At 60.9% G+C, this 23,821-nt stretch carries 15 protein-coding genes, 5 tRNA genes and 1 pseudogene; 10 read left to right on the top strand and 11 right to left on the bottom strand.

Translation table 11 applies throughout. The annotated features are described in order from the left end of the window. Positions 1-27: 27 nt before the first annotated feature. Positions 28-1,833, bottom strand: a complete 1,806-nt coding sequence (locus MRBLPB4O_RS07175) for a hypothetical protein (RefSeq protein ID WP_341797931.1) — start codon at positions 1,831-1,833, stop codon at positions 28-30. A gap of 500 nt (positions 1,834-2,333) precedes the next feature. Here MRBLPB4O_RS07175 and MRBLPB4O_RS07170 point away from each other — a divergent pair, with 500 nt between their 5' ends. The 5 genes from MRBLPB4O_RS07170 (at position 2,334) to MRBLPB4O_RS07150 (ending at position 12,963) form a co-directional block, all read left to right on the top strand. Then, entirely contained in the window at positions 2,334-5,294 is a 2,961-nt protein-coding gene (locus tag MRBLPB4O_RS07170) for a hypothetical protein (RefSeq protein ID WP_341797930.1), read from the top strand. 138 nt (positions 5,295-5,432) lie between these two features. Then, positions 5,433-6,944, top strand: coding sequence for an RHS repeat-associated core domain-containing protein (locus MRBLPB4O_RS07165; RefSeq protein WP_341797929.1), 1,512 nt, complete (start codon positions 5,433-5,435; stop codon positions 6,942-6,944). 79 nt (positions 6,945-7,023) lie between these two features. Then, a complete protein-coding gene (locus MRBLPB4O_RS07160) occupies positions 7,024-9,027 on the top strand; it encodes a hypothetical protein (RefSeq protein WP_341797928.1) in 2,004 nt (667 codons plus the stop codon). A gap of 188 nt (positions 9,028-9,215) precedes the next feature. After that, entirely contained in the window at positions 9,216-11,408 is a 2,193-nt protein-coding gene (locus MRBLPB4O_RS07155; RefSeq protein WP_341797927.1) for an autotransporter outer membrane beta-barrel domain-containing protein, read from the top strand. A 64-nt stretch (positions 11,409-11,472) separates the two neighbouring features. Beyond that, positions 11,473-12,963 (top strand): hypothetical protein, encoded by a 1,491-nt coding sequence (locus tag MRBLPB4O_RS07150; protein ID WP_341797926.1) that lies wholly within the window; start codon positions 11,473-11,475, stop codon positions 12,961-12,963. A 167-nt stretch (positions 12,964-13,130) separates the two neighbouring features. On the opposite strand, the gene MRBLPB4O_RS07145 is transcribed toward MRBLPB4O_RS07150, so the two are convergent. The 5 genes from MRBLPB4O_RS07145 to MRBLPB4O_RS07125 all read right to left on the bottom strand — a co-directional run bounded on the left by MRBLPB4O_RS07145 (position 13,131) and on the right by MRBLPB4O_RS07125 (position 13,692). Continuing rightward, a tRNA-Gly gene (locus MRBLPB4O_RS07145) sits at positions 13,131-13,206 on the bottom strand. Between the two features lie 85 nt (positions 13,207-13,291). Then, positions 13,292-13,367, bottom strand: a tRNA-Gly gene (locus tag MRBLPB4O_RS07140). A 3-nt stretch (positions 13,368-13,370) separates the two neighbouring features. After that, positions 13,371-13,446: transfer RNA gene (locus tag MRBLPB4O_RS07135), tRNA-Glu, on the bottom strand. Positions 13,447-13,538: 92 nt separating this feature from the next. Next, positions 13,539-13,614 (bottom strand) — tRNA-Gly (locus MRBLPB4O_RS07130). A 2-nt stretch (positions 13,615-13,616) separates the two neighbouring features. Continuing rightward, a tRNA-Glu gene (locus MRBLPB4O_RS07125) sits at positions 13,617-13,692 on the bottom strand. A gap of 333 nt (positions 13,693-14,025) precedes the next feature. Here MRBLPB4O_RS07125 and MRBLPB4O_RS07120 point away from each other — a divergent pair. Beyond that, on the top strand, positions 14,026-14,793 hold the full coding sequence (locus MRBLPB4O_RS07120) for a hypothetical protein (protein ID WP_341797925.1): 768 nt from the start codon (positions 14,026-14,028) through the stop codon (positions 14,791-14,793). A 158-nt stretch (positions 14,794-14,951) separates the two neighbouring features. Here MRBLPB4O_RS07120 and MRBLPB4O_RS07115 read toward each other — a convergent pair whose 3' ends face one another. Beyond that, complete coding sequence (locus MRBLPB4O_RS07115) at positions 14,952-15,434, bottom strand: GAF domain-containing protein (RefSeq protein ID WP_341797924.1); 483 nt, start codon at positions 15,432-15,434, stop codon at positions 14,952-14,954. Further along, entirely contained in the window at positions 15,435-16,322 is an 888-nt protein-coding gene (locus MRBLPB4O_RS07110; protein WP_341797923.1) for an ATP-binding protein, read from the bottom strand. A 103-nt stretch (positions 16,323-16,425) separates the two neighbouring features. Between MRBLPB4O_RS07110 and MRBLPB4O_RS07105 the strand changes: the two are divergent. After that, positions 16,426-18,784 (top strand): annotated as a pseudogene (locus MRBLPB4O_RS07105) (response regulator). Here the strand turns inward: MRBLPB4O_RS07105 and MRBLPB4O_RS07100 are convergent. Together MRBLPB4O_RS07100 and msrB are read right to left on the bottom strand one after the other, a co-directional pair. Next, on the bottom strand, positions 18,774-19,262 hold the full coding sequence (locus MRBLPB4O_RS07100) for a glutathione peroxidase (RefSeq protein ID WP_016500927.1): 489 nt from the start codon (positions 19,260-19,262) through the stop codon (positions 18,774-18,776). The pseudogene MRBLPB4O_RS07105 and the gene MRBLPB4O_RS07100 overlap by 11 nt on opposite strands. 13 nt (positions 19,263-19,275) lie before the next feature. Then, complete coding sequence (msrB, locus tag MRBLPB4O_RS07095) at positions 19,276-19,671, bottom strand: peptide-methionine (R)-S-oxide reductase MsrB (protein ID WP_019472410.1); 396 nt, start codon at positions 19,669-19,671, stop codon at positions 19,276-19,278. Positions 19,672-19,839: 168 nt separating this feature from the next. Here msrB and MRBLPB4O_RS07090 point away from each other — a divergent pair, with 168 nt between their 5' ends. Continuing rightward, positions 19,840-21,051 (top strand): pyridoxal phosphate-dependent aminotransferase, encoded by a 1,212-nt coding sequence (locus MRBLPB4O_RS07090; protein ID WP_016485452.1) that lies wholly within the window; start codon positions 19,840-19,842, stop codon positions 21,049-21,051. 276 nt (positions 21,052-21,327) lie between these two features. Beyond that, complete coding sequence (htpX, locus tag MRBLPB4O_RS07085; RefSeq protein ID WP_341797922.1) at positions 21,328-22,215, top strand: protease HtpX; 888 nt, start codon at positions 21,328-21,330, stop codon at positions 22,213-22,215. Positions 22,216-22,262: 47 nt separating this feature from the next. On the opposite strand, the gene MRBLPB4O_RS07080 is transcribed toward htpX, so the two are convergent. After that, positions 22,263-22,913, bottom strand: coding sequence for a thiopurine S-methyltransferase (locus MRBLPB4O_RS07080; RefSeq protein ID WP_341797921.1), 651 nt, complete (start codon positions 22,911-22,913; stop codon positions 22,263-22,265). Between the two features lie 110 nt (positions 22,914-23,023). On the opposite strand from MRBLPB4O_RS07080, the gene MRBLPB4O_RS07075 reads away from it, so the two are divergent. Next, the gene (locus MRBLPB4O_RS07075) at positions 23,024-23,791 is read left to right on the top strand and encodes a class III extradiol ring-cleavage dioxygenase (protein WP_341797920.1); all 768 of its coding nucleotides are present in this window, start codon (positions 23,024-23,026) and stop codon (positions 23,789-23,791) included. The last annotated feature ends 30 nt before the right edge of the window (positions 23,792-23,821 follow it).

The following is a 23,821-nucleotide window of genomic DNA, read 5'->3' as shown; positions in this document are numbered from 1 at the left end:
CATTTACACACACGCAGGCGCGTCTGCTTAAGGGAACAGCTTAATATCAACGATTGGAAATGCCCGCCAGGTTTCGCCGTCATCGAAACTTGCAGATACGCTCAACCTGAAATCTTTGCCAAATTCCAGTTTTTCGAGAAACTGTTTGGGCAGGTAGGCTTCAATAACGCCATCAGAATATTCGTCGTATGTCACCGCCTCGGTGGGGGGACGCAGAATATGCGTGACATCCTGGTCAGATGGCGAACGGCCTAGCGCCTCGATACCCAGCAATTGCCCTTCTGCCATGAACGGCCAAAAAGGCAGCGTGCACAAAGCACCACCCACTGGAACTTCGTGCAGTTTCAATTCCCGGTTCTCGGCACCTTTGACCTGAAGTATCGAGTATTTGCGCTGATCGAAATCGCTTACCCGCAGCTCGAACTTTTCTGATGTGCGTGGCGGTTCGCCGGTGCGGGTGACGGTGTAGTACACCCACAGACGTCTACCCAGATTGGCGGCCATGGCCGACCGCGGCACGGTGAACAGGCGTGTGTCACCAGTGGACGGCCGGGGAATGATGGCCGCCCCCGTGCTGCCGTGCCCTTCCCAATGCAGGTTGACGGTCAGCGCCGGCTCCTCGCCATCACCCAGCTCGGCCTTATCCGGGATTCGCACGGTGGCGCCAGACTCCAGCTTGCTCGGATGGACCACGCCCTGGTACGGCGCGTCACCGTCCTCCTGCGTGGCGTCCGGGATATTCGGTAAAGGCAGGTAAAGCTTGCGCTGCAAGACCAGATGCAGCACTTGGGAGCGCATCTGCACACCCTGACGCGAAAACTCATAGCTGAACGCGAACCGCTTGCCGCGGTTGACCTCGCTCTGCAGCCACTCCCGCTCCAGGTGGAAGGTCAAGCGTTTGCTGTCCACCGAAGTCGCATCCACACGCAGGCTGCGCAGCGTCACCTCCGGCCCTACGGTATAGAGCACCAGTGAATCGCCCAATTCCAGCTCCGGATAGGGATCCACCTCCACCAGAAGGCCGGTGCGATAGGTTTCGTCATCAGGATCCAGCGCGCCATCCGTCGCCCCGGGGATACGTGGCGCCGCCAGCAAAGGTGCCGGCGGTGGGTCGCTGGCGGCGGGCGAAACGATGTCGAAGCGCTGCACTGGCGACCGGCTGCTGGTGCCATCGGCGAATTCGATGCGATAGTGCAAAAAGGCGAACCCGCCGAGATACATGAAGACCACGCCGAGCTCCAGGTGCCACAGCAGTGGTCGGCCAGGATCAGACTCCTGCACTTCCAGTACTTGCTCGAACAGCTCACCTGGCAAGGACTCGTTGAACCAGGGCTCCCAACTCAGGAAAACCTTGTCACCTTCGGCCATGGCGGCATAGGGCGCTGTTGCCAGCAATATGCCTTCGGGATTGAGCAGGTTGACGTCGATCACCCCCTCATGGGCATCTTGCAAGTGAGCAACCGGCAAAGCCCATATGCCTTCAGCAGGCCGGTCAACGAAGAAGAAACGACGCTTGGACTCAGGCCCCACAGGATCGCCGGCGTTGTCCAGACGCGTGAACGAATAGAACACTTGGCCACCGCGCAAGGCAGTGACGAGTGCGTTATCGATCAGGATCACCCCGCGGCCGGCATCCAGGCTCAATACTTCGCGTTCAACAAAGAGGTCCTCGGCACTGTTGTCGGCCTTGCACCCCCGCCAGTTGATAGATACCAGGTCGTGCTCGGCAATGCCGGGATAGCTAATCCAAGTCGTCAGATCAGCGGTGCCAAGCGCGTCCAGGTCGACAGAGTTCATACGTTCGTTAAGGTGTGAAACTTCTGGCATGTCCATGTATGAATATCTCCGCCTTGCACATGTCCGATTCGAGAGTTGGCATAGATATAACACCGCCCCTGAACCTGAACACCTGGCAAAACTGATAGGTGTCAACACACGAAACTTCCACTACTGTCGACACGTATTCGGCACGCGCAACCCCTGTCTTACAGCGCCCGCCACCCCTGACAAGCAGAGTGAGAACGTTCATTATGAGTACGGAATCTTCGCTGCATTCCAACGCCCTTAACTTTATGAGCTTCATGGAGAGCGGTGTCGATAGCCGCACCGGACAATACACACTGTCCATCAAACTTCCCGAGTTGGGCGCCAATTATTTCTCCGGCCCCGAGCTTGAACTCAGCCTAAACTTCAACCCGCTCAATACGATTGATTCGGGTTGGGGGCGGGGATGGAATCTGTCACTGACGCAGTTCGCACCACATACACAGGTCATCACCACGTACAGCGGTGAATCATTCAAAGTGACCGGTAGTTCGGGTTCACGCTTGCTAATGCAGGAGCAACGGCTGGCGCACTTTCACTTCTACCGCGAACCTGCCGGGCCAGGCGGCAACGCGCGCTATCGCGTGGTGCACCGTTCAGGCCTGGTGGAAATCCTCGAAGAAATGGGCAGCGCGAACGGGCGTATCGCCCTGCCGGTGGAGATATACGCGGCCACGGGGCACAGGATCGACCTCGAATACAAACCGTTCAACCCGTCTTACATGATGCTCTGCTCGATCAGCGACGAGCGTAAGGAGATCCTGCTGGAAATCGAACGCGACGATGGCCGCATCGAATTGCGCGAGCGCCCTTATAAGGGCGACAACGGCCAGCCCGTTGCCCTTTATACGATGAACCTGATCAATACTGACTGGGTCACATCGATCGTTCTGCCAACCCGTGAGCTGGCCAGTTGGCGCCTGGAATACCGCCTGGTGAACGGGCTGTTGTGCGTGAGCAAGGTCGAGCCACCTACCGGTGCCCGTGAATATCTCTATTACGAGGACCGTGGCCATCTGTTCCCCGGTAACGCTCGGCCAACAGCCCTGCCGCGGGTGACCCGGCACGTCATCGAACCGCGCGGTGGCCAACCTGCGTTCCAGCGAACCTATACCTACCCGGGCTCAAACAACTTTCTGGGTTACGGCGCCGGGATCGGTTGGTCTGACAACGGGCTGGACAACTTGTACGATTCGAAACGGTATGACTTTGAGTATCAAACGGTCGAAACCTTGCGCGACAAGGACGGAACGGCACTGCGCGACATCACCCGCACCTTCAACCGCTTCCATCTGCTGACCTCGACCAGAACCGTGCAGAACAACTGCGTACATGAAGTCACCAAGCAGTACAACATCAAGGACGCCCCCTTCGCTCTACAGGCGTCGACCCTGCAAATGCCGATCAGGGAACAGACACGCTGGTCGCTGGCGGACAACATCACGCGCAGCCGCCTTGAAACCGTCGAAACCACCTACGATTCATCGGGCAACATCATCTGGCGCAAACTTGCCAACGGCGTGACCGAGACCCAAGAGTGGTATGGCACGCAAGCGGAAGATGGCTACCCCGGTGATGCCAATGGTTTCGTTCGTCACCTGAAGAGCAAAACCACCACCCCGGCGAGCAGCGGCCGGGGGCAAGCCCCTGTTCTCACTCAGCACTACCGCTACAAGGCGCTGGCGCCACTGGCAGGCAACGCCATCACCCTCAACCCGATGATTGTCGAGCACAGTGAAACCCTGACGCAGGCGCACGATCCGGCGCACCCCCTGGAAGAGAAAATTTACTATTACCTCGACGCGCCCAAGTCCAGCCTGCGGCATGGCCGTCGTTATCAGGAGGTGGTTAAACGCAACAAGCTGGAAACCACCACCCAGTACCAGTTCAATTCACTGCTAGACCCTCTGGGCGGCCATCAGGTACTGGAAACCCGCAAGACCCTCTTTGGTTACGACGGCGCGCAACGATCCACCGTTCAACGGCGCTCGCTGCTGCATGGCGAGAAGCTCTACGAACTCAACGAGAACGGGGTTCACACACAATGGGCGTACGACGCCCTGCGCCGAGTCACCGAGGAAAGGGTATCGCCAGAGACACTGTTCGAGGCCAAAAAACGCTACGATTACGAACTCTGTGCCAGCGATGTCGATATTGCCCGCGCCCGAGTCACCAACGCTCGCGGCATCACCACCGAAACCGAGCTGGACGGCCTCGGACGGCCGACCCGGGAGAGCCGTGACAACGTGCTCGAGGCGAGGCCGGGCGCTTTCTACGAAATCCTGGCCATCCAGTACGATGCCTACGGCAATCGGGTGAAGGAAAGCGTTACCGACTGGCTGGAAGCCCAGCAGTACCTGCACCTGGTAACAAAAACGCGGTACGACGACTGGGGTGAGCAATGCTGCACCATCGGCCCGGACGACGTGGAGCAGCACAACGTACTGGACCCGATCGGCGACGCCAATCACCAGGGCGCCATTCGCTACAGCTGGCGCGTAGCCGGGAAAGAGAGATCACGGCCCCAGGTGCAGAACCGCAACGGCAGGAACATCCGATTCACCCACCAGGCACGGGCCATCAGCGGCAAGACCGAGACCTGGCTCAACCTGTTCAACAAGCCGGTGCTGCGCAAGCGCCTGGATGCGTTGGGGGAGCTGATTGGCGAACGTCGCTACAGCTATGACGGCCTCGGACGCACGCTCACCGAAACGGATGAGCGAAACCACACCACTGCATTCAGCTACGACGCCTGGGGCCGGATGCTCACGACCGAGCAACCGAATAAAACCCTGCTCACCCGCACCTACGCCGAACACTCTGCCGAAGACCTGCCGACCCGCCTGGTGGTGACCCCGGCGAATGTGCAGTTGCCCGCCCGCCAGATCGGCGCGCAGTACTTCGACGGCCTGGACCGCCTGATAGGTACCACCACCGGTGACCGGACGGAGTACTTCCTGTTCCGCGACGGTGAATCGATACCGCGCCAACGCATCAACCCCGCTGGCGAGACCGTCGAGCTGGACTACAACCTGCAACTGACCAATGAGCCGATCAGCAACACCGCACCCGAGGACCACGCCAGCTTCGCCTACGACCCTGTCAGCGCCCGATTGCTGAGCGACGACAACCGGCAATGCGCGCGGCGCTTCGAATACAACAAAGCCAACCAGCTGACCGCCGAACACTGGGAGGACAAGCGCGACGGCAAGACCTGGAGCCGCATTCATAGCAGCACCTTGCAGGATCGTCTGAAGAACACCCACGAACCCTACGGTGAAGACACCACCCACGAATACAACACCCAGGGCCGCCTGATCTCAACCCTTCAGGGGCAGCTGCAGGCCGAGTTCATATACGATGATCTGGGCCGTATCAAATTCATCACAAGCCATGACCGAGCCAGCGCACAGGCCCTGGAAACCGAGATTGAGTACGACGACCAGGACCGTGAGGTCAAACGCACCTGACGTCAGCCCGGGCAGCCAGAACGCACACAACAAACCGTCTGGGACAAGGATGACCTCCTGCTCAGCCGCACCCTGCAGGTCGGCGGAGTATCGCAACTAGTCGAAAAGTTCGGTTACGACAGCCATGCACGCCTGAACATGTACAACTGCACAGGGCCGGACCAACCTCGCGATGCGCTGGGCCGCAGCATCGCCATGCAGGTGTTCAACTTCGATGCCTACAACAACATCGAGTTGACCGTCACTTCCTTCACAGGTGGGCCGGCCGCTGAACGCGCCAAGTTCATTCATGCCGAACGCGACCCCTGCCAGCTGCAGCATATCGAGTACACACCGCCGCGCACCGAGCCCAATCCTGAGTTCAACTACGATGCCAATGGCAACCTGACCCGAGACGAGCGAGCCCGGCCGATTCGCTACGACAGCCAGAACCGGTTGCTGGGCCTTAACGACAGCGGCGCCCCGGACACCTATGGCTACGACGCAGGCGGCTTGCTGGTCAGCAGGCCCGAGGCCGGCGAGCGCACGCTGCTGCTGCATGACGGCCAGCGTTTGCGCATGGCCGTGCGTGACAGCCTGCAAACCCTGTACCTGCATCATGACGAGCAAGCGCTGGGCCAGCAGCAGAAAGGCAGTGGTGCGCAATCGCCCCTGCTGCTGCACACCAGTGCCAGCCACAGCGTGATCGCCGAGAGCCAGGCCGGCAGCACGCGCGCCGTCCGTTATACCGCCTATGGCGAACGGCACGCCGACGATCCACTGCTCGGCACCCTGGGCTACAACGGCGAAGCGCTCGATCCCGACAGCGGCTGGTACCTGCTCGGTAGTGGCTACCGCGCCTACAACCCGGTGCTGATGCGCTTTCACAGCCCCGACGCACTCAGCCCCTTCGGCGCGGGGGGGCTGAACTACTACGGCTATTGCCAAGGCAACCCGATAACCTTCCGCGACCCGACCGGGCACTACAGCATCGGCTATAGCGGGCAGAGCCGATCGCTGGCAGATCTGAATAGCTACAGCATCTCGCGGGGCATGGCCTTAGGTGCGATCGGCTGGATCGGGATGGGCCTGGGCATACTCTTCGCCGCAGTTGCCTCCGTGGCCGCCGTCGTGGTGACAGGTGGCGTAGCTGCGCCGGCAATCGCGGCTGCCTGGTCAGCCGCCGGTGGCGGCATCAGTGGCGCGGGTGCGGCACTTTCGGCAGGTGTCGGGGCAATTGCCAGCGTATCGCTCGCCGCCGGCATCAAGTTGGCGGCCACGGTGGCTACAGCCGCGTTGTCAGTCGCCGGTACGACGCTACAAACGGAAGCGATACTTTCGGGACATGAAACGCGGAATAATATTGGGACAATCCTGAATTACTCGGCAGCTATTTTAGGGCTTGCGGTGGGCGCGATGCAGTTGGCTTCACAAGTGCCAAAGCTGGCAAATTTATTTACACGCAGTGGAAGTTATACACTCGACCATGCATTTGAAACTTTTCAAAATAGCGGAAGAACCCTCCACCAAGTAAAATCAATCAATAACTTCTCCAGACCAGAAACCCTCATCACTCCAACTGAAAAAAGCTGGCACTTCACAAAATCAGTCAATCAAATAAGGCTGCGACGCAAAATATATTTACCATCCACCACTGATATCAGACACTGAATAACAACCCGAAGCCACGAACACGAAACCCGTCGCTGCAGTTCAACACCTCATGTAGTCATATTTGTTGGAGACAACAATGAAACCACTAACGTTCAGCACGCAGCAACATGACCGCACCACCAAAGCCCGGCGCAAGTATCTGAACTTGCAAGATGCCCCTGACAAGACAGCGCCGTTACCGGTGACCGCCCCCAATGTCCAAGGCATCATCGACAGTGACGATGGCACGCTGCACAAAGACCGCTTGAAAACCGACCTGACCGTCGAGATCCCCGCATGGTCTGACCTGCCACCGGGCAGTGATCCAAATGACTACTCGACGTTACAACTGCAGTTCACCTTGACTGGCGCCGAAAACACCTTCAGGGCCATTGGCCCTGTCAAGAAGTTCCTCCCGCCCCTCGTGCCAGGAGACTTTCCGTTAGCACTGGCTTTTCCCCAAGCGTCCATTCCACGCAATGGCAAACTGTGGATTCGATACGAACTGGTCGACCACAAGAGCGACCCATATGTTTCGCACCCCATCGAGCTGATCTGTGACAGTGTTCCGCCCTGGGGGGATGAGCCCGCTCCCCGGCTGACCGCGCCCACGGACATCATCAACGAAGCCTACCTGACCAACCACCAGGCCGGCATTGAACTGGGTATACCCGAGTACCCGGACCGTACATCCAAAGATAAATACCAGGCGTTCTATCTGAAGGAATGGCCTGAAGAAAATGCGGACTACGATAACCCTGTCGTTGATGGCACCGTCACAGACGACCGCAAGATAACCATTCCGGCAGATGTGGTACGCAGCCTGGGTGATGGCAGGTTCTACATCGTCTACTACCTGTTCGATAAAGCCCAGAACCGCAGTCGCATCCGGCTGCCGGCGACGGTCGATGTGGTGCTCACACCAGAGCCCAAAGACCTGCTGCCACCAGAGGTGCCGCTAGCGGTAGATGACGGCGTACTGAGCCTGAAAGATGCACAGGCGGGTGTGCAGGTAGAAATACAGGCTTACACCAATTCCCGCAAAGAGGACAAGATCGCGATCAAGTGGGGCACGACGCCCCTGATCGCCGAACAGGTGGGCTCACGCTCATTCCCTATATCGATATCCGTACCCAGCGATATCTTGCGAAACGAATACGGCAAGGCTTCCGGGGAGGTAGCGACCCCTGTCAGCTACCAGGTGCTACGTGGCCACGCCGCCTATGGACCGGCGGCCGATAACTTCGCTGTCGACTTTTCCGTTGCTGGCCCGGAACGCCCTGACCCCGACCCCGACTGGCCGGACCCGGTCAACGACAAGATGCTCGCCCCCACAATCACCAGTTTCAGCGGCGATACGAACCTCATTCCCCCGGCCGACCGCGGCAAAGACGCCACGCTGACCTTCAGGGTATTCGAGGGCGCCGCAGCCCCCCAGGTAGTGGACTTCTACTGGGACGGCACGCACGTGACAAGCTGGGTTGTCAATGAGGCACCCGGTGCCGACAAGTCCGTCACGATTCCGTGGAGCTATATCGAGGCTGCTGGTAACCAGCTGGCGCTGCCTGTGCATTACACCGTGAAGGGCGACGAAAACGCGCTCAATGAACAGGAGTCGCTTCCACAGTTCGTAGAGGTATCGGCCATCGACATGACGGCCGACGATCTCGAGTTCCTGGGTTTAACGGACCGGCTCTGGCTGAGTTGCCGATCCCTCTGGGACCCTGATGACCCCTCCGCCGCCCCGGCGATCAGGGTGCAGGTACCGCCCTGCAGCCGCTTCAATGTGCCACCAAACACCACCATGACACTGAACTGGGTGGTGTATGACCAAATTGTGGATGGCAACCTGATCGATGGCGTTGAGAAAACCTGGACTGTGACCTTGAACGCCGAGCAGATCGCGAACGGCTTCGTCACGCGAGTCGAGCCGTACGATCAGCACATCAAGCCCATCTATGACGCCGCGCCGTCCGGCGGGCGGGCCGAGGTGAGCTACGTCCTCAACACGCAGCCACCCATTACCTCCAATACCACGGCCAACAAGATCAGCGTCGCCGATCAGGGTACCGGGGGCTCGTGTGACGTAAGCCAACCTTGAGCAAGCCTCGGCAGCGGCTTTGGCAATCGTCCGCTGCCGATCCACTTATAGGAATTTTCCGTTGAGGAGTAGGAATTTCCTTACATTTTTTGCGATTTAACGCGCTTAGCCTCGCGGTATGCGGATTGTTCTCCAACGAAAAGCAGAACGGTCTTACAAAAATTTGTTCACTTCGAGGTTTTCCCTGAATGCCGAGCCGCCTTTTTCACACCCTTCGCCACTGTTCAACACCCGCTCATCTCGTGCTGGCAGGCCCGTTGTTTTTCGCCAGTGCATGCTGGGCAGAAACCCTCATAGATGCCGATACTCAGCTGGATGCCGGCAGCACACTCGACAGCTACCGGGTGATCGGCCCGGCCATTCTGACAGCCACCGGGGCGACGACGTTGCAGATCGCCGGCCAGGCGGGCGCCACCGTGAACCTGTCGGATAGCCAGGTCACCGCTGAATCGAATGGCAATGGCCTGGCGCTCAATGGTGCCAGTGCCACCGTACACCGCTCGACCATCCGCAGTGACGCCCGTGGCCTGGCGCTGAGTGCTGCAGGGGCGGGCAACGGCTCGCGCGCCTCGATCAACGACAGCGTGATCGAAGGCGGCGTACAAGGCGCGACCATCAATGCCAGTTCTGCCGAACTGCAGCGCAGCGAACTACGCGGCACGGGCGCCAGCAGCGAGGGCGCACGACTGGTTGCCGGCACCCTGATTGCCAGGGACGGCAGCACCATCAGCGGCGGCAATTATGGCGCGCGCATTCTTGAGGACGACGGCCGCGGCTCTACGCTGGTGGTCGACAACAGCCTGATCGAGGGACGCAACGGGCCAGCGATTGCCGTCGGCCGAGGGGCCGGCTTTGCAGCATCGGCGCAGATCGACGTTATCAACGGTGCCAGCCTCAGTGGTGGCAACGGCGTGCTGCTGCAGGTGGCGGAGGATGCTGCCGCCAACCTGCGGGTCAACAACAGCCACCTGGTCGGCGATATCGTCGCCGCCAGCGGCGGCACCGCCAACGTGCTGCTGGAAAACTTCGCCACCCTCAAAGGCCGGCTGGACAACGTTGCAAGCCTGGAAATCAACAGCGGTGGCGAATGGGCCCTGGTCGACAACAGCCAGGTGACCGACCTGTCACTGGATAACGGTGCCGTGCGCTTCGGCGGGCCGGGCGAATTCTTTACCCTTTCCGTGGAAAACCTCACCGGCAACGGCACCTTCATCATGGAGGCCGATTTCAGCACCTCGCAGTCGGACTTCCTCGACGTGACGGGCACCGCCAGCGGCAACCACCAGTTGCTGATCAGCGCCAGCGGCAACGATCCGCTGACAGACAACAGCCTGCATGTGGTGCATACCGCTGCTGGCGATTCACAATTCTCGCTGCTAGGTAGCTCTGTGGACCTGGGCGCCTATTCCTACGACCTGGTGCAACGCAGCGACAACGACTGGTACCTGGACGCGACCACCCGTACGGTCAGCCCCGGGACACAAACAGTGATGGCCTTGGCCAACGTCGTGCCGACCATCTGGTACGGCGAGCTCGGCGTGCTGCGTAGCCGCATGGGCGACGTGCGCCGCAACCCTGGCAAAGCCGGTGGCTGGGTACGCAGCTACGGTAACCAATTCAATGTCTCGGCGACGTCTGGCGCGGCGTACCAGCAACAGCAACAAGGCCTGTCGATCGGCGCAGATGCGCCCCTGGCAGCTGGCGACGGCAACTGGCTGGTCGGGATCACGGCCGGCTACAGCAATTCCGACCTGAACCTCGCCCGCGGCTCTTCGGCCAGCGTAGACAGCTACCATGCCGGCGCCTACGCCACTTGGCTCGATCCCGAAAGCGGCTATTACATCGACACCGTGGCGCGCATCAACCGTTTCCACAACCGGGCCGACGTGCGCCTGAGTGACGGCAGCAAGGCCAAGGGTGACTACAGCAACCTGGGTGCTGGCGTTTCGCTGGAGGTGGGACGTCATCTGAACCTGGCCGACGACTGGTTCCTCGAACCGTTCGCTCAACTGTCCGGGCTCGTGGTCCAGGGCAAGGACTACAGCCTGGACAACGGCATGCGCGCCAACAGCACCAGTACCCACTCGCTGCTGGGCAAAGTGGGCACTTCGGTCGGGCGCACCTTCAGTGCGGGCACAGGCCGTAGCGTGCAACCCTACCTGCGGGTGGCAGCAGTTCATGAGTTCGTCAACGACAACCAGGTGAAAGTCAACGACAACCGCTTCAGCAGCAACCTGGCCGGTTCGCGTGCTGAAATCGGTGCAGGGGTGGCGGTCGCCTGGGGCGAAAAATGGCAGGCCCACGCCGACTTCGATTACAGCCATGGCAGCAAGCTTGAACAGCCATGGGGCGTGAGCGTCGGCGCCCGTTACAACTGGTGAAAAAACGTGGGAAGGCCAATGCGCCTTCCCTTTTGCATTCATGCGTGACACATGGAGATGGACGATGACGCAGAACAAGCGCTCCGGTAACCGCAGAACTCCCACCCCTGAACTGGACTCGGCCCCTCTTGTCCCCCCAACCGTACCAAGCGTGGTGCCCGATGTTGAAGGGGGGAAACCCAACACGGTCGAGTTCCGGGCAACCTATTCCCCCCTGCGGGTAGAGTTTCACCCGTGGGCAAATTCGCACCCGGAAATAGATGAGGAATACCTTTTCCTCTACTGGAATGAAGTACTGGTCGACAAGAAGACCTTCAGCAAGCCTATCGAACCTGAAGAGCTGTTCATTTTGGTACCGGTCGACAGGCTTATTGAAGGCACGCACCGCCTGCACTACGCAGTCACGCTGCACAACGATACCCATGTGCCTTCACGGCCACTGGATATCTACATCGACAAGACCCCGCCGCTGCTCCCCGCGGATGATCGATTGATGCTTCCCGACTACGTTATTCGCGAAGGTGTCACCGAGGACTACCTCGCGGCCAACGGCGACAAGCTCGTCTGCACAGTCCCCTCGTTCATTGGTGCGGAGCCAGGCGATGTCGTGAAGTGGTTTTACAGCGAAAACGGCGCCGGGCAGGAAATGGTCGACATGATGACACTGACTCAGGAGCACATCGAAACACTGGGCCCGCTAGGCACCAGCAAACCGCTCGAGCTGACCTTCCCGGGCGCTTTCATTCGCCAGTCCGGCAACGGCACGCGTTACGTGCGTTATGAAGTGCAGGACCGCGCTGGCACACAGCCCCAGCGTGCGCTAGCGGTCGCGTTGGAGTCCGACCTTTCCCTGGCACCACGCGAATTGCCACCGCCACACATCAAGGAGGCGAAGGGCAGCGAATTCTCCAGCACGCTGGAACCTGGCAATGCATCCGACGGCGTCACATTCGTCATACCCGACGGGGCAGAAATCCGGCCGAATGAGACTGTCACCGTATTCTGGGGCCAACCCGGGACGCTCGGCGGTTACTCCACCAACACGCCCATATCGCCAGGCGCACTTGAATACCTGATCCCCAGCCAATATGTGCCGCCGCACATGAACGACCGGGTGGAACTGTATTACCAAATCGACAAGCCTGACGTGCCCCCCTCGCTTTCGCACTATGTCACGGTGCGGAAAATCGAAGGACTGCCAATCGTACAGTGCAGCGATATTCACAACCGCGCACTGAACCTGCGCACACTGGGCGAAAGCACGACCTTTACCCTGGAAAGCTGGCCGTTCCGGCATACGTCGCAATTCGTCAACGCCTGGATCGACGGGGTGGAAAGCGGCAACGTCACTCGGGAAATCAGGCTGCCGATTGCCACCGCGCTGCCTGTACCCAGCGAAACGGACGTAATGGTGCTGGGTACCGTCACGAAAACCGAGCTGTTGAGGCTGGCAATCAACTATCAGTTCCGGGTGTCGGTTGAAGTGTCGTTCGACGATAAGCTGAGCTGGTTGAAATTTCCCGATGCGGCAGCCCAACTGGAAGACAAGCCGTAGCCCGATGCAAAAAAAACGCCACCCGAAAGAGTGGCGTTTTTTGCAGTTGAAGCCAAATGTCGGGATGACCATGGATCCCGATGGCTTTGACCGAAACGAAAAAAGACGCCGAAGCGTCTATTTTCGAGGATCTACAGACTTCCGTGGAAGGCTGTAAATCTTGATTTTGGAGCGGGAAACGAGACTCGAACTCGCGACCCCGACCTTGGCAAGGTCGTGCTCTACCAACTGAGCTATTCCCGCATTGTGAAACTTTACCGCTTTCGGCGTGAAGCGCCTTGACGACCTTCACCACCACTGCACCGCATAGACGCCACAGTATTTAAACTGGAGCGGGAAACGAGACTCGAACTCGCGACCCCGACCTTGGCAAGGTCGTGCTCTACCAACTGAGCTATTCCCGCATTTGGCGTCCCCTAGGGGACTCGAACCCCTGTTACCGCCGTGAAAGGGCGGTGTCCTAGGCCACTAGACGAAGGGGACACACAACACTTTTCAGTGCACCAGAACATGAACCTCACGATTCAGCCTGGATTTTCTTTTCCTGCCCCGCCGTTAAGCAGTGCCGGAGAAACTGGAGCGGGAAACGAGACTCGAACTCGCGACCCCGACCTTGGCAAGGTCGTGCTCTACCAACTGAGCTATTCCCGCATTGGCGTCCCCTAGGGGACTCGAACCCCTGTTACCGCCGTGAAAGGGCGGTGTCCTAGGCCACTAGACGAAGGGGACACGCTGCTGGCATTACTGCCTGCTTTCACTCCCTGCTGCGTTTCGCTGTGTGCTTTACGCTGCAAGTGGCGCGCATTCTATGGATGGTTCGGGAAGGCGTCAACCCCTTTGTAGAAATTTATTTAAATCAATGACTTCCGGGTACACCCAGCGCTGTTTCGGCAAGCCTCCGGGGGGTTGCCGTTGATTTTCTGGCGTCAAGTCAGCATTAATGTGCCAGCATCCAGTTATGGCACAGTTTGCCGATAGAAAAAGAGAATGGCTGTCGGGGCCTCTCGCGAGCAAGCTCGCTCCTACACTCAATAATGCAAACCTATTCATGAGGCATTAACGGTGACACCACTTCTGATCACACTGCTCATCGTGGCAGGCATCGCGTTGCTGATCGTGATCGGCTACCTAAACAATGTGGTCGAGAACGGCAAGATCGAACGCGTCCGGACGAGGGTCGAACTGGCCGACCGCCTGCGCCGCTGTGGCGAAATCACCGAGACCTTCCCCGGCCAGTTCATGACCCCGGCCCTTAAACTGCTGCTGACCCGCCTGGAACTGAACCTCAATCAGCGCCAGCTGGCGGTGGACAAGCACAATGCCGAACTCAAGGCGCGCATTGCCGAGCTGGAGGGGCTGATAGCCCTGGGCGACAAGATCCCGGTGAACAACCCGCCCAACCCGATCCACACCGAGGTCAAGGCCAAGGACGTACGGTTCTTGCTGGAAGCCATGCACAACCAGGTAACCCGTGCGGCCCAGGAAGGCTTCCTGCCCACGCCCGAGGCCAAGCACTGGGTCAAGGAAATCCGCCACATACTGGTGTTGCTGCATATCGAGTTCTTCAACAACCTCGGCCAGCAGGCCCTGCAGAAGAACCAGCCGGGCCAGGCGCGCCTGGCATTCGAGCGCGGCGTGCAATACCTGCGCAAGCAGCCCGAGCCCAAGGTGTATGAAGAGCAGCTGACGTACCTGGAGAAGTTGCTGGCCCGGGCCAATGCCCAGGTGCTGGACCGCATGGCACCGGCGGAGGACGAGCACAACGAATTGACCGACGGGCTCAAGACCGATGAGGAAGAGACCTGGAAGAAGAAGGTGATCTACGACTAAGCCCTGCGCCGCGCCCTTGTAGGAGCGGCCTTGTGCCGCGATGGGCCGCAAAGCGGCCCCACATTTATGCACCAACGCCGATATCGCCGGGGCCGCTTTGCGGCCCATCGCGGCACAAGGCCGCTCCTACAGGGATAGCGCAAGCCTTCGAACAGTAGTCAGCAGTCGGTCAGCTCAAGGAAGACCGCCGCCAAGCGCTCCAGCCCCACCTGGTCCGCCTCGCTGAACCGCCCAACCTTGGGGCTATCCAGGTCCAGCACACCAATCAGCCTGCCCTCCTTCACCAACGGGATCACCAGCTCGCTGTTGGAGGCACTGTCACAGGCAATGTGGCCCGGGAATGCATGTACATCTTCTACCCGCTGGGTTTGCCGCGTTGCCGCCGCGGCCCCGCACACACCTTTACTGAACGGAATGCGAACACACGCCACCTGGCCCTGGAACGGGCCCAGCACCAGCTCTTCGTTGCGGTTGAGGTAGAACCCCGCCCAGTTCAGGTCGTCCACCTGGTTGTACAGAAACGCCGAAAACTGCGCGGCGTTGGCGATAAAATCACGCTCGTCGGCAAACAGCGCCTGCACTTGCGCCGCCAGCAGGTTGTAGCCGTCCAGGCCTGCGCCACTGGCATTGAGGTCGATCATTTACTTTTGCTCCAGCAATTGCAGCCCGACCCAGTAGCGGGCGAACTGATAGGCACAACGGCCATTACGGTTACCGCGGCCGGTGGCCCAGCGCACGGCGAGGATGTCGAGTTCTTCGGAGCGCTGCCAGGCAAGGCCGGCAGGTTTTGCCAACTGGCCGATCCAGTGCTCAACCACATTCAGGAAGTGATCCTGGGTAAACGGGTAGAACGACAGCCACAGGCCAAAACGGTCCGACAGGGCAATCTTGTCCTCCACCGCTTCGCTGGGGTGCAGTTCGCCGTCCACACGCTTCCAGTTCTCGTTGTCGCTTTCCTTCTCGGGCACCAGGTGGCGGCGGTTGGAGGTGGCGTACAGCAGCACGTTGTCCGGGGCCTGCTCCAGCGAGCCGTCAAGCACACTCTTGAGCACCCGGTAATCGCCCTCCCCGGCTTCGAACGACAGGTCGTCGCAGAACAGGATGAAGCGTTGCGGCAGCTTCTGCAGCTGCTCGACCACCCGCGGCAGGTCGGCCAGGTGGTCACGTTCGATTTCGATCAGGCGCAGGCCGGCGCTGGCATGTTCGGCGAGCAAGGCGCGCACCAGCGACGACTTGCCGGTACCGCGCGAGCCCCACAGCAGCGCGTGGTTGGCTGGCAGGCCGTTGATGAACTGGTGGGTGTTGCGGCCCAGCTGGTCGCGCTGTTTGTCGACGCCTATCAGGTCGCTCAGGCGGATGTCCAGGCTGACTTCCAGCGGCAGCAGGTAGCCGCTGCGGCCATCGCGCTGCCAGCGGGCGGCCAAGGTGGTGCCCCAGTCGATGTTCGGGCGTTGTGCGGGCAACAAGGGCTCAAGGCGCGCCAGTACCGATTCGGCGCGGTCCAGAAAAGCAATCAAGCGAGCGTCCATGACGACTCCTAACAATTTCAGTTTTTGGGGCGCAGAGCGGTCCCCGCTTGGCGATCAACTGAAATGAACAGACAGACCCGCCAGCAGCCGGGGCTATTCGGCTATGCTTGCGCAGCGCAAGGAACGTGAAAACCGGCTCGGGACTCATGGATATAAAGTTCACCAATCGCCTGTCATACAAGCAAGCCCGGCTGACAGTCCTGGTCGGCTTCATCCTGGGAACATTGCTCAGTCTCATCCAGATCGGCATCGATTATGCCAGCGAAGACGCGTCCATCAACCGTGAAGTGAACGCGTTGCTGCAAATCAGCCACAACCCGGCCTCGCGCATCGCCTACAACATCGACTCGGAGCTGGCGCTGGAGCTGACCCGCGGCCTGTTGCAGTCGCCGGCCGTCATCCGTGCACGGCTGATCGACAACAACGAAACAGTGCTGGCCGATGTCGAGCGGCCCAGGCTGCAGGACCGCTACCGGCCGCTGAGCGACTTCCTGTTTGGTGAGCAGCGTCAGTTCAAGGCACGCCTGTACCTGACGCACATGCCGGAGGAATACCTGGGCACGCTGTACCTGGACGTCGACACCTTTGCCTTCGGCAGCCGCTTTCTCGACCGCGCCGGCATCACCCTGCTGAACGGTTTTGCCCGCAGCCTGGTGCTGACCGGCATCCTGCTGGCGCTGTTCTACATGATGCTGACCAAACCGCTGGTCACGGTGATCGGCGCGCTCAGCGGCAGCGACCCGCGCAAACCCCGGCAAACCCGCCTGGACTGCCCACACGGCCACGAAAACGACGAAATCGGCGTGCTGGTGAAAGTCGCCAACCAGCAGTTCGTCAGCATGGCCACCGAAATCGAGCAGCGGCGTACCGCCGAAAACCGCCTTACCCAGTACCTTAACGAACTGGAAGACATCGTCTCGGCACGCACCAACGAACTGAAGGCCAGCAACAGCAGCCTGAGCCTGTCCAACCAGGAGCTGGAACAAGCGCGCCGCCGCGCACTGGACATGGCCCAGGCGCGTGCTGCCTTTTTGGCCAACATGAGTCACGAAATCCGCACCCCGCTCAACGGCATGCTCGGCATGATCGCACTGGCCCTGGACAGCCCGCTGCCCAGCGAGCAGCGCCAGCAACTGGCGATTGCCCACGACTCGGGCAAGGTGCTGGTGGAGCTGCTGAACGATATCCTCGACCTGTCCAAGTTCGATGCGGGCCAGCTGGAGCTGGAACGCATCCCGTTCGACATGGGTTCGATGGTGGAAGACACCGCCAACCTGCTGTCGCAGAACACCGCACAGAGCGTGGAACTGACCTGCCTGATTGCCCGTGACTTCCCCAGCAGTGTGCTTGGTGACCCCACGCGGGTGCGGCAGATCGTCAGCAACCTGCTGTCCAACGCGTTGAAGTTCACCCGCTTTGGCCGTGTCGATGTGCGCCTGGTGAGCATCGTCGGCGGCGTGCGCCTGGAGGTGCGCGACACCGGCATCGGCATACCCGAAGAGGCCCAGGCGCGGATCTTCCAGCCATTCACCCAGGCCGGCGCCGGCATCACCCGCCAGTACGGCGGCACGGGCCTGGGCCTGGCCCTGACGCGCAACCTGTGCAAGGCCATGCAAGGCCATTTGCACATTCGCTCCGAAGCGGGGTTTGGCAGCTGTTTCAGCGCCGAACTACCGCTGGCCGAGCACACCGAAGCCATCGCCCCGGTACCGCTGCACGGGCGCGTAGCCGCCCTGAGCGCTGCAGGCAGCGGGCTTAACGAACTGTTGCAGGGCCTGCTGCCCACCTGGGGCCTGGCCTACCAGCGGCATGACAGCAGCGCGACGCTGGACGCCACGGCGATGGACCTGCTGATTACCGACGATGTCGACCGCCTGTTCGACCTGCGCCTAACGCTGAAAACCCCCATCCTGCTGGTGACCGCTTACGGTAACTTCCTGCCCAGCGAGCAATCGGCCGCCCTCGCCCCGCTCCATCAACTGGCCCGGCCGCTGGCGCGCAACGCCCTGTACCAGACCCTGCGCCGCACCCTGCAAGGCTTCGACCCCGAACACCCGCTGGCCAGTCCGGCCATCACCCTGGAGGCAGGCCGTGCGCGGATTCTGCTGGTGGAAGACAACCCGGTGAACCAGCTGGTGGCCAAGGGCATGCTGGCCAAGCTCGGCTGCCAGGTGCAACTGGCCACCCAGGGCGCCGAGGCCCTGGAGCTGCTGGAACTGGACGACTTCGACCTGGTGCTGATGGACTGCAACATGCCGGTGATGGACGGTTACGAGGCCAGCCGGCGCATCCGCCAGAGCGGCCGCTGGCCCGACCTGCCGATTGTCGCGCTCACCGCCAATGCCATGCCCGAGGAGCGCGAACGCTGCCGGGCTGCGGGCATGAACGACTACCTGGCCAAGCCGTTCCGCCGCGAAGAGCTACTGGCGCTGGTCGAGCACTGGGTGCCGCTCAACGGCTGAGCAGGCGCTCGATGTCTGCTTCCAGGGCCTGTGGCTTGGTAGTGGGGGCATAACGCGTCACCTGGCCGCTGGCCGGGTCGACCAGAAACTTGGTGAAGTTCCACTTGATCTTCTGGCTGCCCAGAATGCCCGGTGCGCGCTGCTTGAGCTCGACGAACAGCGGGTGGGCGCCCGGGCCATTGACCTCGACCTTGCGAAACAGCGGGAAGCTCACGCCGAAGTTGCGCTCGCAGAACTGCGCAATGTCCCGCGCATCGCCCGGTTCCTGCTTGCCGAACTGGTTGCACGGGAAGCCCAGCACCACCAGGCCACGCTCGTGGTAGGCCTGCCACAGTTGTTCCAGGCCCTTGTACTGCGGGGTAAAGCCGCATTGGCTGGCGGTATTGACCACCAGCAACGCCTTGCCCGGGAAGTCGCCGAGCTTCTTGTGCTCGCCGCCCAGGGTCACGCAGGGGATGTCCAGCATCGATCCAGCCATGTTCGGGCTCCGGTCAGTCACGCGGGCGCAAGTCGATGCACACCGAGTTGATACAGTAGCGCAGGCCAGTTGGTGGCGGGCCATCGGGGAACACGTGGCCCAGGTGCGCGTCGCAGCGGGCGCAGGTGACTTCGGTGCGTATCATGCCGTGGGAGGTGTCACGGATCTCGATCATCGCGCTGTCTTCGATCGGCGCGTAGAAACTTGGCCAGCCGCAGCCGGAATCGAACTTGGTCTGCGCATCGAACAGTTTCGCGCTGCAACAGATGCAGTGGTAGATACCGTCGCGGCGCTCGCTGTTGTACTTGCCGCTGAACGGCCGCTCAGTGCCTTTGAGGCGGCATACCTGGTACTGCTCGGGGTCGAGCATCGACCGCCATTGTTCCAGGGTTTTCTCGATCTTTTGCATGTGGAAACCTCGGCAGGCTGAATTTCACCCCGCACCGTCTTTTCCGGGGCGCGGGTGGCACGTATATTAGTTGGCTTCGTGTGCCAGGCGTTCAGTCTGGCACCCGCTTCCTGCCGTTTCAAACCTTTCGGCGGGGCGTAGCGCGTTTTCTCATATCGGGATCCCATCATGCAGTTCAGCAAATCGAACAAGCTCGCCAATGTCTGCTACGACATTCGCGGCCCAGTGCTCAAGCACGCCAAGCGCCTGGAAGAGGAAGGCCACCGCATCCTCAAGCTGAACATCGGCAACCCGGCGCCGTTTGGCTTCGAGGCGCCTGATGAAATCCTCCAGGATGTGATCCGCAACCTGCCTACCGCCCAGGGCTACAGCGACTCCAAAGGCCTGTTCAGCGCACGCAAGGCGGTGATGCAGTACTGCCAGCAAAAGGAAATCGAAGGCGTCACCATCGAGGACATCTACCTCGGTAACGGTGTGTCCGAGCTGATCGTCATGTCGATGCAGGCGCTGCTGAACAACGGCGACGAAGTGCTGATCCCGGCCCCCGACTACCCGCTGTGGACTGCCGCAGTGAGCCTGGCTGGCGGCAAGCCGGTGCACTACCTGTGCGATGAACAGGCCGACTGGTTCCCCGACCTTGAAGACATCAAGGCCAAGATCACCCCGAACACCAAGGCCCTGGTGATCATCAACCCGAACAACCCGACCGGCGCAGTGTACTCCAGGGAGCTGCTGCTGGGCATGCTGGAGCTGGCCCGCCAGCACAACCTGGTGGTGTTCTCCGACGAGATCTACGACAAGATCCTGTACGACGAAGCCGTGCACATCAGCACCGCCTCGCTGGCCCCCGACCTGCTGTGCCTGACCTTCAACGGCCTGTCCAAGTCGTACCGGGTGGCGGGCTTCCGCTCCGGCTGGCTGATCATCTCCGGGCCCAAGCACCACGCGCTAAGCTACATCGAAGGCATCGACATGCTGGCCAACATGCGCCTGTGCGCCAACGTGCCGGCCCAGCATGCCATCCAAACCGCACTGGGCGGCTACCAGAGCATCAACGACCTGGTGCTGCCGCCAGGCCGCCTGCTTGAGCAACGCAACCGTACCTACGAGCTGCTCAACGACATCCCGGGCGTAAGCTGTGTGAAGCCGATGGGTGCGCTGTATGCGTTCCCCCGGATCGACCCGAAGGTGTGCCCGATTCTCAACGACGAAAAGTTCGCCCTTGACCTGCTGCTGTCGGAAAAGCTGCTGATCGTACAAGGTACGGCGTTCAACTGGCCGTGGCCGGACCACTTCCGCGTGGTGACCTTGCCGCGAGTGGATGACCTGGAAGCGGCGATTGGCCGGATCGGCAATTTCCTGCGGACTTATTCGCAGTAAATGATGGCCTCTTCGCAGCGCAAGGCTGCTCCTACAGGTGTACGCGTTCTCCTGTAGGAGCAGCCTTGCGCTGCGAATGGGCTGCACAGCAGCCCCTTGCAATCCCACAGGGTGTTTCTTACATCCTGCAATGCTCTATCCCACTGCCCCCGCGCCATCCTCTGCCATACTCCGCCGTACACAGTTTGAAATAGTCGCACGATTGAATCCACGCGACAGGCCCCTTATATACCCCGCAGTAAGCGACAATTCATCCGTCAGGAGAACGTAACAACCATGATGCGCATTCTGTTGTTTGTGGCCACCAACCTTGCGGTGGTGCTGGTTGCAAGCATTACCTTGAGCCTGTTCGGTTTCAACGGGTTCATGGCCGCCAACGGGGTCGACCTGAACCTCAGCAGCCTGCTGGTGTTCTGCGCCGTGTTCGGCTTTGCCGGCTCCCTCGTCTCGCTGTTCATCTCCAAGTGGATGGCGAAGATGACCACCGGCACCCAGATCATCAGCCAGCCGCGCACCCGCCACGAGCAGTGGCTGCTGCAAACGGTCGAAGAGCTGTCCCGTGAAGCGGGCATCAAAATGCCCGAGGTAGGTATCTTCCCGGCGTACGAGGCCAACGCCTTCGCCACCGGCTGGAACCGCAACGACGCGCTGGTAGCCGTGTCCCAGGGCCTGCTGGAGCGCTTCTCGCCCGATGAAGTGCGGGCAGTGCTGGCCCACGAGATCGGCCACGTAGCCAACGGCGACATGGTCACCCTGGCGCTGGTGCAAGGCGTGGTGAACACCTTCGTGATGTTCTTCGCACGCATCATCGGCAACTTCGTCGACAAGGTCATCTTCAAGAACGAAGAGGGCCAGGGCATTGCCTACTACGTGGCGACCATCATTGCCGAGCTGATCCTGGGCATCCTGGCCAGCATGATCGTGATGTGGTTCTCGCGCCGCCGCGAGTACCGCGCCGACGAAGCCGGTGCACAGCTGGCCGGCACCTCGGCCATGATCGGCGCGCTGCAGCGCCTGCGTGTGGAGCAAGGCCTGCCGGTGCACATGCCCGACACCATGAAGGCCTTTGGCATCAACGGTGGCCTCAAGCACGGCCTGGCCGGGCTGCTGATGAGCCACCCGCCACTGGAAGACCGTATCGAGGCCCTGCGCCGTCGCGGTTGATCCATCGGGTAATACAGAAAGGGCGACTTCGGTCGCCCTTTTTCGTATTACCGGCCAAGCCGGTAAACCCGCTCCAACAGGCTGGAAACCCCGGCCTGCACAAACTTGGGGCTCTCCTGAATCACCTCTACCGTCTGCAGCTCATGCAGCTGCCACCCTGCAAACCCCTGCCGCAGCTCTGGGTCCCTGACTGAAAACGGCGGCCCGGGCAGCAGTGACTGGTCATAATCCAGGGTCACAACCAAACCCCGGCAATTCGCCGGCAGCAAAGCCGTCAGCACCTGCATGTACATCGCGCGCATTTGCGCCGGCAGCGCAATCAGCGCCGCCCGGTCATACAGCCCCACGCAGTCGCCGATATCCTGCGCACGCAACGCAAAGAAATCACCACACCACAGCTCCACGTCACCACTGCGCCAAACTTCGAAGTCCCCGCGCTGCTGCACCTCGGCTTCAAGCCCGTGCTCGCGGAAGAAATCCTCTACCGCCCGCCGCGACAGCTCCACACCCAACACGCGGTACCCCTGCCCGGCCAGCCAGGCCAAGTCCAGGCTCTTGCCGCACAGCGGCACCAGCACGCGGCTGCCAGGCGCCAGGCCCAGTGCCGGCCAGTGCGCCTGCAGGTACGAATTGACCTGCCCCTGGTGAAAGCCGATCTGGTTGTCGGCCCACCGCTTGTGCCAGAACGCTGGCTCCATGGTTGCTCCTTGTTTATCGAGTAAACCGATAGAAATCGCGTAAAACTTGCGATGGTTATCGATCAGTTTCTGATCGAAGATGAGTGCATCTTAACCTTCAGGACCTTGCCATGCTGCCCAGCCTGTTCATCTCCCATGGTTCCCCCATGCTAGCCCTGCAACCCGGTGCCAGCGGGCCGGCCTTGGCCGGGCTGGCCAACAGCCTGCCACGCCCCAAGGCCATCGTGGTGGTGTCGGCGCACTGGGAGAGCCGTGAGCTGCTGGTGACCAGCAGCGCACAGCCAGAAACCTGGCACGACTTCTACGGTTTTCCCCCGGCCTTGTACGCGGTGCAGTACCCAGCGGCGGGTGAGCCCGCCCTGGCAGGCCAGATCAGCGAGTTGCTGAAGGCAGCGGGGCTGCCAGCCCGGCTGGACGCTCAGCGACCGTTCGACCACGGCGCCTGGGTACCGCTGTCGCTGATGTACCCGGACGCAAGCATTCCCGTGGTGCAGGTTTCCCTGCCCAGCCACATGGGGCCGGCGCTGCAGGTGAAGGTGGGCCAGGCGCTGGCGAGCTTGCGTGCCGAGGGCATCTTGCTGGTAGGTTCGGGCAGCATCACCCATAACCTTGGGGAACTGGACTGGCATGCAGGGCCGGATGTGATCGAGCCGTGGGCGCTGGCGTTCAGGGATTGGGTGGTGGAGCGGCTGCAGGAAGATGACCAGGCGGCATTGCTGGATTATCGCCGGCAGGCGCCCTATGCAGTGCGTAACCACCCCAGTGATGAGCATTTGCTGCCGCTGTTCTTTGCCCTGGGGGCTGGGGGCAGGTTTGGGGTGGTTCATCAGGGGTTTACCCTGGGGGCGCTGGGGATGGATATATATCAGTTCGACTGAAGGGCCTCTTCGCGGGCTTGCCCGCTCCCA

Origin of the sequence: Pseudomonas sp. LPB4.O (assembly GCF_038383825.1) — a bacterium.
Taxonomy (GTDB): Bacteria; Pseudomonadota; Gammaproteobacteria; order Pseudomonadales; family Pseudomonadaceae; genus Aquipseudomonas; species Aquipseudomonas putida.
The sequence above is the reverse complement of the archived record's forward strand: the minus strand, read 5'-3'. Positions and strand labels throughout refer to the sequence as shown.

What these genes read in the sequence shown, in the direction of transcription:
- MRBLPB4O_RS07175 (WP_341797931.1), bottom strand. Translation starts at nt 1,833, where the DNA reads ATGGACATGCCAGAAGTTTCACACCTTAACGAACGTATGAACTCTGTC.
- MRBLPB4O_RS07170 (WP_341797930.1), top strand. Translation starts at nt 2,334, where the DNA reads ATGCAGGAGCAACGGCTGGCGCACTTTCACTTCTACCGCGAACCTGCC.
- MRBLPB4O_RS07165 (WP_341797929.1), top strand. Translation starts at nt 5,433, where the DNA reads ATGTACAACTGCACAGGGCCGGACCAACCTCGCGATGCGCTGGGCCGC.
- MRBLPB4O_RS07160 (WP_341797928.1), top strand. Translation starts at nt 7,024, where the DNA reads ATGAAACCACTAACGTTCAGCACGCAGCAACATGACCGCACCACCAAA.
- MRBLPB4O_RS07155 (WP_341797927.1), top strand. Translation starts at nt 9,216, where the DNA reads ATGCCGAGCCGCCTTTTTCACACCCTTCGCCACTGTTCAACACCCGCT.
- MRBLPB4O_RS07150 (WP_341797926.1), top strand. Translation starts at nt 11,473, where the DNA reads ATGACGCAGAACAAGCGCTCCGGTAACCGCAGAACTCCCACCCCTGAA.
- MRBLPB4O_RS07115 (WP_341797924.1), bottom strand. Translation starts at nt 15,434, where the DNA reads ATGATCGACCTCAATGCCAGTGGCGCAGGCCTGGACGGCTACAACCTG.
- MRBLPB4O_RS07110 (WP_341797923.1), bottom strand. Translation starts at nt 16,322, where the DNA reads ATGGACGCTCGCTTGATTGCTTTTCTGGACCGCGCCGAATCGGTACTG.
- MRBLPB4O_RS07100 (WP_016500927.1), bottom strand. Translation starts at nt 19,262, where the DNA reads ATGGCTGGATCGATGCTGGACATCCCCTGCGTGACCCTGGGCGGCGAG.
- msrB (WP_019472410.1), bottom strand. Translation starts at nt 19,671, where the DNA reads ATGCAAAAGATCGAGAAAACCCTGGAACAATGGCGGTCGATGCTCGAC.
- MRBLPB4O_RS07090 (WP_016485452.1), top strand. Translation starts at nt 19,840, where the DNA reads ATGCAGTTCAGCAAATCGAACAAGCTCGCCAATGTCTGCTACGACATT.
- htpX (WP_341797922.1), top strand. Translation starts at nt 21,328, where the DNA reads ATGATGCGCATTCTGTTGTTTGTGGCCACCAACCTTGCGGTGGTGCTG.
- MRBLPB4O_RS07080 (WP_341797921.1), bottom strand. Translation starts at nt 22,913, where the DNA reads ATGGAGCCAGCGTTCTGGCACAAGCGGTGGGCCGACAACCAGATCGGC.
- MRBLPB4O_RS07075 (WP_341797920.1), top strand. Translation starts at nt 23,024, where the DNA reads ATGCTGCCCAGCCTGTTCATCTCCCATGGTTCCCCCATGCTAGCCCTG.